This window comes from Kitasatospora fiedleri (genome assembly GCF_948472415.1).
In the GTDB taxonomy this organism is placed as follows: domain Bacteria; phylum Actinomycetota; class Actinomycetes; order Streptomycetales; family Streptomycetaceae; genus Kitasatospora; species Kitasatospora fiedleri.
The window spans coordinates 1,903,040-1,917,313 of the sequence record NZ_OX419519.1; the positions used below are offsets into that span (position 1 = coordinate 1,903,040).

A 14,274-nucleotide genomic window follows, 5' to 3' on the forward strand; every position below is an offset into this window, starting at 1 on the left:
GACCGGGCAGCACCTGGTCCGGGGCGGGCGCCGTCCGGCCGGGTTCAGTGGCCGTGCTCGCCGCGGCCCGCGCGGCGGACGATCGAGTAGTGGTCGATCCGGGTGCCGTCCTCGGCCAGCGCGGTCACCTTCATGGTGCTGTTCGCGCCGGGGTGGGCCGGGGTGACGTCCACCTTGACGAAGGAGTAGCCGGTGTAGCGGACCCGCGACCAGTGCACTGTCTCGGGACGTGCACCGCGCCCTTCTCGAAGTGGTAGGTGACCACCTCGTCCTGGTGGTTCTCGTGGCCCTCGTAGCTGTCGGGGGCGTCGAAGGAGTACAGGCTGCGCCCGGCCGCGCCCGCGGTCACGTAGACCACGCCGTCCTTGGTCGGGTCGAGCGTCGCGCCGCTCGGCACCGCCTTGGCGACCTTGTTGCCGAGGATCGCGTCGGTGCGCTCGTACACGTGGTTGTGGCCGTTGACGACCAGGTCCACCCGGTACTTCTCGAACAGCGGCACCCAGGCGTCCCGGACCCCGCCCTCGGAGGCGTGCTGGTGGGTGGTGGAGAAGGCGCAGTGGTGGAAGAAGACCACCACGAAGTCGACCGTCTCGTCGGCCCGCAGCTCGCGCAGCCTGCGCTCCAGCCACTGGGTCTGCCGGCCGTTGGTGTAGCCGAAGTTGGCCGGGATCTCGTACGAGACGTCGTTGGCGTCCAGCGAGATCACGCCGACGTTGCCGTAGGTGAAGGAGTAGACGCCGGGGGCCTTGCGCGGGTCCGGGCCGTCGGTCGGCAGGGTGAAGCGGGCGTCCTCGCCGCCGTACCCGTTGTGCGAGTACCACGCCTCCATGTCGTGGTTGCCGTAGGAGACCATCCACGGGATCTTCGCGGACACCGGCTCGGTCTGCGCCAGGAAGGCGTCCCAGGTCCGGGCGTCGTACGCGGACCTGTCGCTGTCCAGGCCCTGGCCGGCCGGGTCGGCGTAGCAGATGTCGCCGGCGTGCAGGTGGAACACCGGGTTCTGCGCCAGGATCACGTTGTCGTTGCCGGCCGCGTGCGCGGAGACGCCCTGGTCGCCGAAGGCGGTGAAGGTGAACGGCTCGAACGGGCGGCCCCGGCGGCCGTTGCGGGACGGCGCGGTGGTGAAGGTCTTCAGGGTGGAGATCGCCTGGTGCGAGGCCGGGTCGAAGCCCTCGTGGCCGACGCCGTAGTAGTAGGTGGTGCCCGGCTGGAGGTGGTCCAGTGCCACGTGCAGGTAGTACTGGTCGACCGGGGTGGCGCCGTCGACCAGCGCCGGGGTGTGCAGCGCGCGCACCTCGGCCTCGATCTTGTGGCTCAGCTCCCAGGGGTGGCGGCCGAAGCGCAGGAACGGCTTGCGCACCGCCGCCGGCACCTGCCAGGACACCCGCATCTGGGTGCCGGCGTCGGTGCCGAACTGCAGGTGGCGGCCGACCGGCGCGACCAGCGAACCGTTCATCCCGCCGGTCGCGGAGCCGGACGTCACGGACGGGTCGGCGAACGCCGTACCGGAGCCCAGCGCCCCGCCGACGGCCAGCGCGCCGGCCGTGACCGCGCCGGAGCGCAGCAGGGTGCGGCGGGAGAGCTTGCTGCGCAGGTACTCGTGCTGCTCCGCCATGCTCATGCGTGCGGCGAGCTCGGCGGGCACGCCCATGTGGGGGATATCCATGCGCGGGAGACTGTCAGCGGCCGGTGGCCGCCGCCCGGACGGCCGGTGAACGAGCGTCAACAGGCCGGTCTGGTACGGCACATGATCCGGCCATGCGCGGGTAAAGCCGGTGGTGCGACCGCTCCCCGCCACCCGCTCGCCGTGTCCGGCCCCTACAACGGCTCCCCCATCCGGTCCCTGGGAGCAGTCCCCGGGAGCGGCCCCCGGGAGCGGTCCCTACAGCCGCTCCCCCGGCACCGCCAGGTACGCCTCGCGCAGCCGCGCCACCCCCGCGGTGTCGAAGGCCCGCCCGTCCACCGCCGCCACCGGGCGCACCCCGACCGCCGCGTTGGTCGCGAACACCGCGTCCACGCCCGCCAGTTCCGGCCCGACCCGCTCCTCGGCGCCGCCGCACGCCCCGCGCAGCAGCGCCATCGCCGTCCCGGCCAGGTACGCGCCGCGCGGCCACAGCGGCTCGCCGCCGCGCAGGAAGCCGACGTTCCACGTACCGCCCTCGGTGACGCCGCCGTCCCGGTCCACGAACAGCGCGTCGTCGAACCCGGCCTGCTGGGCCAGCCGGCGCTGGCGCAGCGCCCCAAACAGCGCCACGCTCTTCACCTCCGGCAGCTCCCGCTCGAAGCGGGCCGTCCGCACCCGGATCGGCCCCGGCACCCCGCTGCCCGCCGGACGGGCCGTCACCAGCACCCGCGGCTCGGCCTTCCCGCCGATGCTGCCCAGGTCGATCGCCGGGTCGAACACCGTCACCCGCACCGCCACCGCCCCCGCCGCGGGCACCGCCCGCCGGGCGAACCCCCGCACCCGCTCCCGGTCCGGCCGCACCCCGAACAGCGCCGCGCAGTCCCGCTCCAGCCGCTCCAGGTGCAGGTCGAGGCCGCGCACCCGGCCGTCCTCCACCAGCATCGTGGTGAAGTGCCCGTAGTTCGTCAGCGCCAGCACCTGCAACTGTGCCGCCGTCACCGGCCGCCCGTCCAACTCCGCCACCGCGGCTCCTGCGTTCACGCCCCCATTCTCGGTGATCGGCGGGCCGTCCCCGAAACCCCGGTGCGTCCGGGGGCCGGGCCCGGCTAGGTTCCCGGACATGACAGCCTTCGAAACGCAGCGCCGCCCCGTCCCCCGCGCCGACGGCGGTGAGCTCGACACCGCGCTCGCCTTCCTGGCCTTCGCCCGGGAGTGCGTGCTCAAGAAGACCGAGGACCTGACGGAGGAGCAGCTGCGCCGCGTCCTGGTGCCGACCGGGACGAACCTGCTGGGGCTGGTGCGGCACCTGACGGACGGCGAGCGGTACTGGTTCGGCCACCACGTCGCGGGCCTGGCGGAGTACGGGGACGTGGACTTCGCCATGGCCGTCCCGGACGACGTGCCCGCCGACCGGATACTGGCCGCCTACCGGCAGGCGTGCGCGGACAGCGACGCGATCGTCCGCGCCGTCGCCGACCCCGCCCGGCCGACCGCCACGGCGGTGGACGGGGAGCCGCGCTCGCTGCGCTGGGTGCTGGCCCACATGACGGGCGAGACCACCCGCCACGCGGGCCACGCCGACATCCTGCGCGAGCAGATCGACGGCACGACCGGCCGGTAGGCGGTGACCGGGAAGGTTCGCGGGGCCAGAGCGACGGTGCTCCGCATGAGGCGGTGCGGAGGAATTGAGCGGTGGCGGATCAGGTCAGAACACTAGGCTTCCGGCATGTCTGGTCCGACGCTGGTGATCGAGTTGGCGGAGCCTGTCTCCCCGGCTGCACTGCAGGAGTTCCGCGCGTTGATGGCGGGGCTCTCCTCCCACCTCGAGGAGAAGCGACCCGGGTTCTTCGACGTCAACGTGCCCGCTGAGCGACTGGGTGTCGAGGACGGGCGAGAAGAGGACCGGCGAAAGCCGTTTCCGCTTCCCCTTCTTCGCGGCACCTCCGTGGATGGGGAGCTCGCGGCTCTGGTGGGCTTCAATCCGCAGCGCGAGGACTGGCGTCGGCCCTTCCTGGTCTACCTGATGGGGCCGGATGCCGGTGACGAGGGCATCTTCGAGGCCGAGCACGAGGACGAGCCCGAGGTGGAGGCCGTCCTCGGCTTCAGGCCGACCCATGCCGTCAACGTCAGCGCCTGCTGCAACGGTGGGATCGACCACGTGGCCACAGCACTACTGACCGCCGCCGTCATGGACGTCATCGGCGGTGTCGCCAAGGCCGAGCTGCTGGACGGACAGGCGGCGGTCGTCGCCGGCCTCCCGGGGGTGCTGGGTATCACGGACGACGAGTGGACGGTGCTGGGTACGGCGGAGTTCCTGCGGGCCTGGGTCGGGCAACCCGGCTTCCGGCTGCTCAAGTAGCGCGGGAGGAGCCGCGGCGGGAGTGATGCTGTGCCCGGCAGCGTTCGCCAGGTTGCCCGATCACGTGGCGAGAGCGGGTCGGCCGCCCCAGCGCAGGCCCTTCTCGCTGCGGGTGCGCGCGCGTTCCTTGCGCTGGGCCGCGAGAACATCGGGGTAGCGGGCGCTGGTGTTTCGCCGGCGCGGATACCGGTGCACGGCCTCCCGCCCATCGAGGGTCCGAGCAGGCCGGGCCGATCTCGTTGAACCGGTGGATCGCATCCCGCACCGTTTCCTCGTCCGCCTGTACGAGCTGGGCGATGGCCGGGACGCGGTTGCCACCGACCGAGGCCGGCAGCATCATCGCCCGCCGGTGGCGCACCGTGTTCGTGCTGCCCCGACGCACGATCCGCTGTGACTGCTGCCCTCCTGGTCGGTGAGTCTGCCAACCCTGGACGGTTCTGCCACCGGGTCTCCCGCCGAGCTGAACGTCTCGGGACATCCGACCGGCTGAGGGCCCGCCGGCGCCGACCCGGTGAACCCGTGCGGTCGCAGCACCAGACCCGCTTCGGCGGCTCAGGCGGTGGCCTTCGCCGCCGCCCGGCCGGCGGCGCGGCCGGAGAAGAGGCAGCCGCCCAGGAAGGTGCCCTCCAGGGAGCGGTAGCCGTGGATGCCGCCGCCGCCGAAGCCGGCCGCCTCGCCGGCCGCGTAGAGGCCGTCCAGGACGGTGCCGTCGGCGCGCAGGACGCGGGAGTCGAGGTCGGTCTGGAGGCCGCCGAGGGACTTGCGGGTGAGGATGTTGAGCCGGACGGCGATCAGCGGGCCGGCCTTGGGGTCGAGCAGCCGGTGCGGGCTCGCGGTGCGGATCAGCTTGTCGCCGAGGTAGCGGCGGGCCCCGTGGACCGCGGTGACCTGGAGGTCCTTGCTGAACGGGTTGGCGATCTCGCGGTCGCGGGCCTCGATCTCGCGGCGCAGTTCGGCGCCGTCGATGGCGGGGGCGTCGCCCTGGCGCTCGTTCATGCCGCGGACGAGTTCCTCCAGGGTGTCGGCGACCACGAAGTCCGGGCCGTGCTGCTTGAACGCCTCGACCGGGCCGGTGGCGCCGGGCAGGGCGCGGCCGAGCACCTGGCGGATCGAGCGGCCGGTCAGGTCGGGGTTCTGCTCGGAGCCGGAGAGCGCGAACTCCTTCTCGATGATCTTCTGGGTGAGCACGAACCAGGTGTGCTGGTGGCCGGTGCGCATGATGTGTTCGAGGGTGCCGAGGGTGTCGAAGCCGGGGAACAGCGGAACGGGAAGGCGCTTTCCGGTGGCGTCCAGCCAGAGCGAGGACGGGCCGGGGAGGATGCGGATGCCGTGCTTGGCCCAGATCGGGTTCCAGTTCTCGATGCCCTCGGTGTAGTGCCACATCCGGTCGCCGTTGATCAGGTGGCCGCCCGCGGCGCCCGCGACGTCCAGCATCAGGCCGTCGACGTGCGCGGGGACGCCGGAGAGCAGCTTGGCGGGCGGGGTGCCGAGCCGTTCGGGCCAGGCGGCGCGGACCTTGTCGTGGTTGCCGCCGATGCCGCCGGAGGCCACGACCACGGCCTGGGCGCGCAGTTCGAAGTGTCCGGCGACCTCGCGGGAGCTGGCCTCGCCGCGCGGCACGGCGGACGGCGCGAGCAGCTCGCCGGTGACGGTGTCGAGCGTGCCGCCGCTCGCCGCCAGGCCGGTGACCCGGTGCCGGAACCGGAGCTGGACCCGCCCGGCCTTCACGGCCTCGCGGACCCGGCGGGCGAAGGGCTCGACGATGCCGGGGCCGGTGCCCCAGGTGATGTGGAAGCGCGGGACGGAGTTGCCGGGGCCGGAGGCCAGCAGTCCGCCGCGCTCGGCCCAGCCGACCACCGGGAACAGCCGCAGGCCCTGGGCGTGCAGCCAGGCGCGCTTCTCGCCGGCCGCGAAGTCGACGTACGCCTCGGCCCAGCGGCGCGGCCAGGCGTCCTCCGCGCGGTCGAACCCGGCGGTGCCGAGCCAGTCCTGCCAGGCGAGGTCGTGGGAGTCCTTGATCCGCATCCGGCGCTGCTCGGGCGAGTCGACCAGGAACAGGCCGCCGAACGACCAGTGCGCCTGTCCGCCGAGCGAGCCGGCCGGCTCCTGGTCGAGCAGCAGCACCTTCCGTCCGGCGTCGGCGAGTTCGGCGGTGGCGGCCAGGCCGGCGAGGCCCGCTCCGATCACGATGACGTCGGCGTCGTGGGCCATGCGGGGCGTCCTTCCAGACCTGGCGCGGGGGGCCATGCCATGATCCTCCGGCCTGCGGGCCCCGCGGTCAACCCACCGGTAACTTCCGGGAACGCGGCAGCCCCGCCGGGACGGGCGGGGGCTGCCGGGCCGGGGGCCGTCAGGGCTTGATCCGGACCACCTGCGGGTCGTGGTCGGAGGCCTGGGCGGCGAACTCGCTGTTGATGTGCACCACGTCGTAGTGGGTCTTCTTGGGCTTGAGCGCGGGGCTGACCAGGATGTGGTCGAGCACCTGCGAGTTGCCCTGGTAGACGTACGAGTAGCGCTCGTTCGCGGGCAGCTCGTTGACCAGGTCGCGCAGCACGCCGTCCTTGGTCAGGGTCTGCAGCGCGGGCGAGAACTGGTAGTCGTTGAAGTCGCCGAGCGAGACGATCCGGGCCTTGGGGTCGGCCTTGAGCAGCTTGGCGACGAACGCCTGCTCGACGGTGGCCTGCTTGACCCGCTGCACCTCGGAGGAGCGGGTGGGGGCCTGGAAGCGGCTGTCGATGCCCTGGTCGCCGCCCTTGCTGTTGAAGTGGTTGGCGATCACGAAGACCGGCTTGCCCTTGAACTCGAACTGCCCGACCAGCGGCTTGCGGCTGGAGGTCCACGCCTCGTTGCCGGGGTCGATCCGGCCGGGCGAGGCGGTGAGGCGGGTCTTGTTCTTCTTGCCGGTGACGTCGACGGCGGTGGTGGAGGAGCCGCCGGGGATGTCGGTGAAGGAGACCCGCTCCGGGTTGAACAGGAACACCTGGCGGATGTTGCCGCCGGGCTCGCCGCCGTCCTGGCCGTCGACCGGGTCGATCGAGCGCCAGTCGTAGGCCGGGCCGCCGGCCGCCTTAATCGCGTCGATGAAGGTCCTGACCGTGGTGGAGGCGTCCACGGTGCCGTCGTTGACCGCGCCGTTGTCGTCCTGGATCTCCTCGAGGGCGACGATGTCGGGCGAGGCCAGGTTGGTGACGATGCCCTTGGCGAGCTGGGCGAACTTCGCCGGGCCGTCGCTCGGGTCGAGGTTCTCGACGTTGTAGGTGCCGATGGTCAGTTCGTTCTTCTTGCCCTGCTGGGCGACCTCGGGCTTGAGCCCGTTGTCCTCGACCGCGCCCAGGGTGTTGGCGGCGATGGTGTAGCCGCCGAACTGGTTGTAGTCGAGCGGGCCGGTGGTGGCGCCGGTCAGCCGGTCGCCGACGTTGGCGACCGGGAAGGGCACCTCGGTCAGCGGCGGCAGCGACTGGATCATGATCCGGCCGTTGTTCGGCTGGTCGTAGCCGAGGTAGACCACGCCGCCGCGGGCGGTGCGCGGGTCGGTGGCGAGGGCGTCCACCCACAGCTCGTTGTACGTGTCGGTGGCCTGCACCACCGGCACGTCGGCGACCTGGACGTTCATGCCCTCCAGCGACTCGTACAGGTCGAGGGCGTACTTCGCCGGGTCCAGCGGCAGGCCGTCGATCGAGCCGCCGGCCGCGTCGGGGGCGTAGGCGGCCGGGATGTCGGCACCGTTCAGCACGACGGGCGCGGGCACCGGGTTGCCGGAGGAGAGCACGGCGGTGGTCGGGCCGGTCAGCTCGGTGACCGACTGGGAGCCGCCCGAGCTGTTCGGGTAGTACTCGCTGACCTTGCCGGTGACCAGCACCGAGTCGCCGACCTTGACGGTCGGGGCGGCCGAGCCGGTGTAGACGAACACGCCCTCGCTGGTGGCCGGGTCCGCGTCCGGGTTCGGGTCCTGGATCCAGAAGCCCTTGGTGCCGTAGGCGCGCACGCCGGTGACGACGCCGGGCACGTTGGTGACGGTCTGGCCGTTCTTCGGCGAGACCCGGGTGGTGCCCTGGATGTCGTGGACGCGCAGGTCGCCGGGGGTGCCGGGCGGGGTGGTCGGCGGGGTGGTGGGGCCGCCGCCGGTGGTCTCGCCCTTGGAGTTGGTGGGCGTCGGGTCGCCGGCCGTGAGGTCCTTGGCGTTGTCGTCGGTGTCGGCGAGCGCGGCGCCGCGCGCCACCGAGGCGGTGTTGGACGCCCCGGTGACCGGGCTGCCCTCGCGGACCACGGCGGTGCCGAAGCCCACCAGGTCGACGATCCGCGGGTCGGCGGCGCAGTCGGCGGCGGTCTTGCAGCTCAGCGCGGCGGTGCCGTTGACCAGCGCGACGGTGCCGGCGGTGGCGGACAGCGCCAGGTTGCCGCTCGCGTCGGCGGCCGGCAGGTCGGCGGTGCCGCCGGCGCCCGCGCCCTCGGCGACCAGGTAGCGGCCGCCGGGGGCGACCGACCCGCTCAGCGCGGTGACGCCCCACTGGCTGGAGGCGCTCGGGCTGCCGGGCAGGTACTGCACGCTGTAGCCGGTCAGGCCGAAGGCCGCGCCGGACGGGTTGGCCAGCTCGATGAAGTCGTTCTTCAGCGTCGCGCCGGAGTTGCCGCCGCCGCCGTAGACCTCGGCGATCACCGCGCCGGTGGACGGCGCGGCGAACGCGCCCGGCAGCGGGACGGCCAGCAGGGAGGCGGCGACCGCGGCCGTCGCGGTGGCGCGCAGCAGCGTGCGGCGGGAACGGCGGGCGGGAGTGGGGCTGGGCACCGTTGCGGGGCTCCTTCGTGGCAAGGCCATGGCCCGGGCGCGGCGGGGCGCTCCGGGTGGTCGTGAGGGTCCGTCAGAAGGCGTGCTGCCGGGGGCCGGTCCGGGTTCCGGCCGGCTCCTGGCGGGCTACTCGCGTAGATCCGGTTCCCGAAGATACGCGCGTAGAAGTTGACCCGACAAGGGCACCGACGTGAACACTTCCCGACCTGCGACGACCTCCCCGCCCCGGGAACGCCGAAGGGGCGCCCGCCCGGGCACCCCTCCGGTACGAACGGTCCGCGGCTACGCCTCCCCGCGCAGCCCGGCGCCCCACTTCTGCTCGACCCGGCCGAACTTCCAGAACGCCAGCGCCCCGGCCCAGGTCACCACGAACAGGCCGACGATCACGTAGCCCACCAGGTTGAGGTCCAGCGCGCCGATCCAGCCGATCGGGCCGCCGGTGATGTCCAGCTTCTCGGCGAGCAGGCCGATCAGCTCGATCAGGCCGATCACCAGCGCCACGACCACCGACAGGCCGGTCACCGTCAGGTTGTAGTAGATCTTCCGGACCGGCTTGGAGAACGCCCACTCGTAGGCGAAGTTCATGAACGAGCCGTCGATGGTGTCCAGCAGGCTCATGCCCGCCGCGAACAGGATCGGCAGCACCAGCAGCGCGTACCAGGGCAGCGAGAACGCGGCGGCGCCGCCCGCGAGCACCAGCAGCGAGACCTCGGTGGCGGTGTCGAAGCCCAGGCCGAACAGCAGCCCCACCGGGTACATGTGCCACGACTTGGTGACCGCCCGGGTGACCCGGCCCAGGATGCGGTTCAGGAAGCCGCGCCTGTCCAGCTGCCGCTCCAGCTCGGCCTCGTCGAAGTGGCCCTGGCGCATCCGCCGGAACACCTTGAGGATGCCGTTGAACGCGCCCAGGTTGATCAGGCCGATCAGCACCAGGAAGGTGCCGGAGACCGTGACGCCGATCAGCCCGGTCGCGTCGTGCAGCGTCGAGTCGTCCGACTCCACCTGCCCCGCCAGCGCCCGGATGCCGAAGGCCAGCAGCGCGCAGAGTCCGAACACGATCGACGAGTGGCCCAGCGAGAACCAGAAGCCCACCGAGAGCGGGCGCTTGCCCTGGCCCATCAGTTTGCGGGTGGTGTTGTCGATCGCGGCGATGTGGTCGGCGTCGAAGGCGTGCCGCATGCCGAGCGTGTAGGCCGTCAGGCCCATCCCGGCCCCGAACACCTGGCCGCCGACGTCGTAGTGCCTGGGGGCGATCACCGCGAGCAGGGTCACCCACCCCACCACGTGCAGGAGCAGGATGAACCCGGCCATGCCGGCCAGCCTGATCCACTCCTCCCGGGTGAGCCGGTCGCGCAGACGGCTGGGCGCTGCCATGGGTCTTCCTTCCGAACAGGGTGCCGCGAGGGCGGTGAGCCGGGCTATCTTTCCGCTTATATGCATGCAATTGCAAGTCATGTGCAACTGCGAGCCGGGGGCGCACGCCGGGCGCGGAACGGGCTGGAGGCCCCCGGAAGGACTGTTCGGAAAGGTTCCTGACGGTTCGTGGGCCGAAATCCTTGACCCGGACGAATGGTCCAGTCCAATCTAGGTGACGCGCTCACCCCGGGGCGCGCAGGCTCCCACCTGGTCCCCACGGCCGCCGCACCTACCGGACAACCCCACTTCTCCGGAGGTTCCTCCATGCTTGAACGGGCCACGCCCACCCCCGAGCCGACCCCGCGCCGGGCCCTCTCCCGCCGTCGCGCCGGCGCCCTCGTGGTGGCCGCCGCGCTGACGGTCGGCTCCACCGCCCTCGCGCTCTCGCTCGGCTCCGCCTCGGCGGCCACCGTCAACCTGCTCGCCAACGGCGACTTCGAGTCCGGCACGCTGAGCGGCTGGTCCTGCACCGGCGGCTCGGTGGTCACCACCCCCGTGCACGGCGGGTCCTACGCGCTGAGCGGCAACGCCACCGCCGCGGACACCGGCCAGTGCCAGCAGACCGTCACCGTCCAGCCGAGCACCAAGTACACCCTCTCCGGCTTCCTCAAGGGCAGCTACGTGTACCTGGGCGCCACCGGCACCGGCGTGAACGCCTCCACCTGGACGCCGGGCGCCACCGCCTACACCCAGCTGAGCACCACCTTCACCACCGGCGCGGCCACCACCTCGGTGACGGTGTTCACCCACGGCTGGTACGGCGCCGGCGCCTACCAGGCGGACGACCTGGTGCTGACCGGCCCGGGCGGCGGCACCACCACCCCGAGCGCCTCCGCCTCCGCCAGCCCCTCGCGGAGCGCCTCGCCGAGCCCGAGCACGAGCCCCTCGGGCTCCACCTCGCCCAGCCCGTCCACCTCCGCCTCCCCGTCGCCGTCCGCGAGCTCCAGCACCGGCACCGGCAACGGCCCGACCGGCGACGGCAAGATCACCGTGCCGGGCGGGGTGACGGTCACCAGGACCACCTCCAACGCGGTGGTGCTGAAGTGGAACGCCTCGACCGACTCGACCGACAACTACGTCGGCTACAAGGTCTGGTCGAAGGGCCAGCTGGTCGGCACCTCGATGGGCACGAACGTCGCGGTCTCCTCGCTGCTGCCGAACACCGCGTACACCTTCACCGTCCAGGCGTACGACAAGGCGGGGCACGCCTCCCAGCAGTCCGCCGCGGTGAACGCCACCACCGCCGCCGCGCCCGCCGCCAAGCCGCTCAAGTCGGCCTACTTCGACCAGTGGTCGGTCTACGACGCCGCCTACTACCCGAAGAACGTGGACACCTCGGGCGCCGCCGCCAAGCTGGACGTGATCTCCTACGCGTTCGAGAACATCCACCCGACCAACCTCAACTGCTTCGAGGCGGTCAAGGCCTCGGACGCCGCGAACGAGAACAACCCGAACGCGGGCGACGGCGCGGCCGACGCGTACGCCGACTACCAGATGGACTACTCGGGCGCCATCTCGGTCGACGGCTCCACCGACGAGTGGGAGCAGCCGCTGAAGGGCAACTTCAACCAGCTGCGCCAGCTCAAGGCGAAGAACCCGAACCTGCGGATCACCCTCTCGCTGGGCGGCTGGACCTACTCCAAGTACTTCTCCGACGCGGCGGCCACCGACGCCTCGCGCAAGAAGCTGGTCTCCTCCTGCATCGACATGTTCCTCAAGGGCAACCTGCCGGCCAACGTCGCGGGTGACGCCGCCGGCGGCGCGGCCACCGGCGCGGGCATCTTCGACGGCATCGACATCGACTGGGAGTACCCGGGCTCGGCCGGCGGCCACACCGGCAACCACTACTCCGCGGCCGACAAGCAGAACTTCACCGCGCTGCTCGCCGAGTTCCGCAGCCAGCTCGACGCCTACGGGCAGACCGTCGGCAAGAAGTTCCTGCTCACCGCGGCCCTGCCGTCCGGCCAGGACAAGATCCAGTACCTGGAGACCGACAGGATCGGCGCGTACCTGGACTACGCCGACATCATGACGTACGACATGCACGGCTCGTGGGACGCCACCGGTCCGACCAACCTCCAGGACCCGCTGCACGACAGCCCGGCCGACCCGACCACGCCGATCGCCCCCGGCACCGCCAAGTACAACGTGGACACCACGCTGGCCGCGTACACCACCGGCCTGCCCGAGTACGGGATCAAGGGCGGCTTCCCGGCCAACAAGATCATCCTCGGCATCCCGTTCTACTTCCGCGGCTGGACCGGCGTCCAGGCCGGCTCGAACTACGGCCTCTACCAGAACGCCACCGGCGCCACCCCGGCCAAGCCCGGCAGCCAGGAGGCCGGCCTGGCCAGCTGGCGCGAGCTCACCCTCACCGCCCAGAACACCCACTGGGACCCGGTGACCGAGAGCACCTGGGTCTACGACGGCACCAACTTCTGGACCGGCGACGACCCGAAGGCCATCCAGGCCCGCGCCGCGTACGCCAAGAGCAAGGGCCTGGGCGGCATGTTCGCCTTCGCCCTGGAGAACGACGACAACAACTCCACCCTGCTGAACACCCTCTCCACCAGCCTGGGCTGACGCCGCACCGGCCCGCCACGGACCGACGGCCCGCCGCACCTTCCCCATGGGTGCGGCGGGCCGTCGCCGTCCGGGCGCTCCCGTCCGGGGCCCGGACCGCGGCGGCCGGGCCCCGGCTGGGAGCGCCGACGGGCCCGCGCCGCAGGTGAGTTGGGGCGGGCTTGGGACGGGCTTGGCGAAACCGTGAACCGGCTGGGAGCCGGCTGGGAGATCCGTGAAGACGTACCTTACGATCATCGGGTGCCCAGCCTGACCGGACTCTCCCTGCAGATCATCGCCACCCTGGTGGCCGTCGCCGCGTTCGCCGCCACCATGGCGCTGTGGCCCCGGCTCGGCGGGCGGGGCTGGCGGGCCTGGCTCGGCCGGATCGCCGCGTTCCTCGGGACGCAGGTCACCGTGCTGGTCGCGATGGGCCTGGTCGCCAACTCCTACTTCGGGTTCTACTCGACCTGGAGCGACCTGCTCGGCCTGGACGGCAGCCCGGGCACCGTGGTCGACCACCAGCCCGGCGGCCGGGCCGTCTCGGTCACCGGCGAGCAGCGGATGTACTCCGCGCAGGGCTCCGCCCAGGACCGCTCCGGGGTGATCCAGCGGGTGGAGATCCACGGGACCGGCTCCGGACTAACCGGCACCCCCGCGTACGTCTACCTGCCGCCGCAGTACTTCCAGCCCGCCTACGCGAACAGCCGCTTCCCGATGCTGCTGGCGCTGTCCGGCTACCCGGGCACGCCGGAGAAGCTGATCTCGCTGCTCCAGTACCCGGCGTCCGCCCTGAAGGCCGTCGAGACCGGGCAGATGCCGCCCACCGTGCTGGTGATGATGCGGCCCACCCTGGTCGGCAACCGGGACACCGAGTGCATGGACGTGCCCGGCGGGCCCCAGGTGGAGACCTTCTTCACCGAGGACCTGCCGAAGGCGATGTCCGCCGCCTACCGGGTCGACGACCGGCCCGAGGCGCGGGCCGTGATCGGCGACTCCACCGGCGGCTACTGCGCCGTCAAGTTCGCGGTGCGCAAGCCCGATGCGTACCGGGCGGCGATCGCGCTGTCCGGCTACTACGAGGTGCACAACGACCCCACCACCGGCGACCTGTTCGGCGGCAGCGAGGAGGTCCGGCAGGACAACGACCTGCTGTGGCGGCTGCGCAACCACCCCGCCCCGCCGGTCTCGCTGCTGCTGGCCACCAGCCGCAACGAGGAGAACTACCAGCCCACCCAGGAGATGGTCGCCGCCTTCAGGGCCCCGACCCGGCTCTCCACCATCACCCTGGACAGCGGCGGCCACAACTTCCACACCTGGACCCGCGAGATCCCCCCGGCCCTCGCCTGGCTCGGCACCCGCCTCGCCCCGCCCGCCCCGGACCCGGCCGGCCCGGCACCGGCCGCCGCCGCACCGGCCGCCGCCGCCCTCCGCTGACGGCCCGTCACCCCGCGCGGAGGCGGACGTCACCCGTCCGCCGGGAGACTTAGAGCGCCCTCATAGCCGCCTCTCATCAACCTCTCAGCC

Annotated in this window: 8 protein-coding genes and 2 pseudogenes; 4 read left to right on the forward strand and 6 right to left on the reverse strand. The window is 72.3% G+C overall.

The features are described from left to right. Positions 1-44: 44 nt before the first annotated feature. Together QMQ26_RS09040 and QMQ26_RS09045 are read right to left on the reverse strand one after the other, a co-directional pair. A pseudogene (locus tag QMQ26_RS09040) lies at positions 45-1,666 on the reverse strand (purple acid phosphatase family protein). A gap of 216 nt (positions 1,667-1,882) precedes the next feature. Beyond that, complete coding sequence (locus tag QMQ26_RS09045; protein WP_282206474.1) at positions 1,883-2,647, reverse strand: aminotransferase class IV; 765 nt, start codon at positions 2,645-2,647, stop codon at positions 1,883-1,885. A 97-nt stretch (positions 2,648-2,744) separates the two neighbouring features. Here QMQ26_RS09045 and QMQ26_RS09050 point away from each other — a divergent pair, with 97 nt between their 5' ends. Both QMQ26_RS09050 and QMQ26_RS09055 read left to right on the forward strand, forming a co-directional pair. Continuing rightward, positions 2,745-3,245, forward strand: coding sequence for a DinB family protein (locus QMQ26_RS09050; RefSeq protein WP_282205352.1), 501 nt, complete (start codon positions 2,745-2,747; stop codon positions 3,243-3,245). Between the two features lie 105 nt (positions 3,246-3,350). Further along, positions 3,351-3,983 (forward strand): DUF6368 family protein, encoded by a 633-nt coding sequence (locus QMQ26_RS09055; RefSeq protein ID WP_282205353.1) that lies wholly within the window; start codon positions 3,351-3,353, stop codon positions 3,981-3,983. 193 nt (positions 3,984-4,176) lie between these two features. Here the strand turns inward: QMQ26_RS09055 and QMQ26_RS09060 are convergent. The 4 genes and pseudogenes from QMQ26_RS09060 to QMQ26_RS09075 all read right to left on the reverse strand — a co-directional run. Beyond that, positions 4,177-4,427 (reverse strand): annotated as a pseudogene (locus tag QMQ26_RS09060) (helix-turn-helix domain-containing protein); the annotation flags it as partial. Positions 4,428-4,535: 108 nt separating this feature from the next. Further along, positions 4,536-6,194: an FAD-binding dehydrogenase gene (locus QMQ26_RS09065; protein ID WP_282205354.1), complete on the reverse strand. Its 1,659-nt coding sequence runs from the start codon at positions 6,192-6,194 to the stop codon at positions 4,536-4,538. A gap of 139 nt (positions 6,195-6,333) precedes the next feature. Next, the gene (locus tag QMQ26_RS09070; protein ID WP_282205355.1) at positions 6,334-8,769 is read right to left on the reverse strand and encodes an endonuclease/exonuclease/phosphatase family protein; all 2,436 of its coding nucleotides are present in this window, start codon (positions 8,767-8,769) and stop codon (positions 6,334-6,336) included. Between the two features lie 282 nt (positions 8,770-9,051). Next, positions 9,052-10,143, reverse strand: coding sequence for a Nickel transporter NicT (locus QMQ26_RS09075; RefSeq protein ID WP_100835655.1), 1,092 nt, complete (start codon positions 10,141-10,143; stop codon positions 9,052-9,054). A gap of 306 nt (positions 10,144-10,449) precedes the next feature. On the opposite strand from QMQ26_RS09075, the gene QMQ26_RS09080 reads away from it, so the two are divergent. Further along, entirely contained in the window at positions 10,450-12,768 is a 2,319-nt protein-coding gene (locus QMQ26_RS09080) for a glycosyl hydrolase family 18 protein (protein WP_282205356.1), read from the forward strand. A 240-nt stretch (positions 12,769-13,008) separates the two neighbouring features. Next, the gene (locus QMQ26_RS09085; RefSeq protein ID WP_282205357.1) at positions 13,009-14,184 is read left to right on the forward strand and encodes an alpha/beta hydrolase; all 1,176 of its coding nucleotides are present in this window, start codon (positions 13,009-13,011) and stop codon (positions 14,182-14,184) included. The last annotated feature ends 90 nt before the right edge of the window (positions 14,185-14,274 follow it).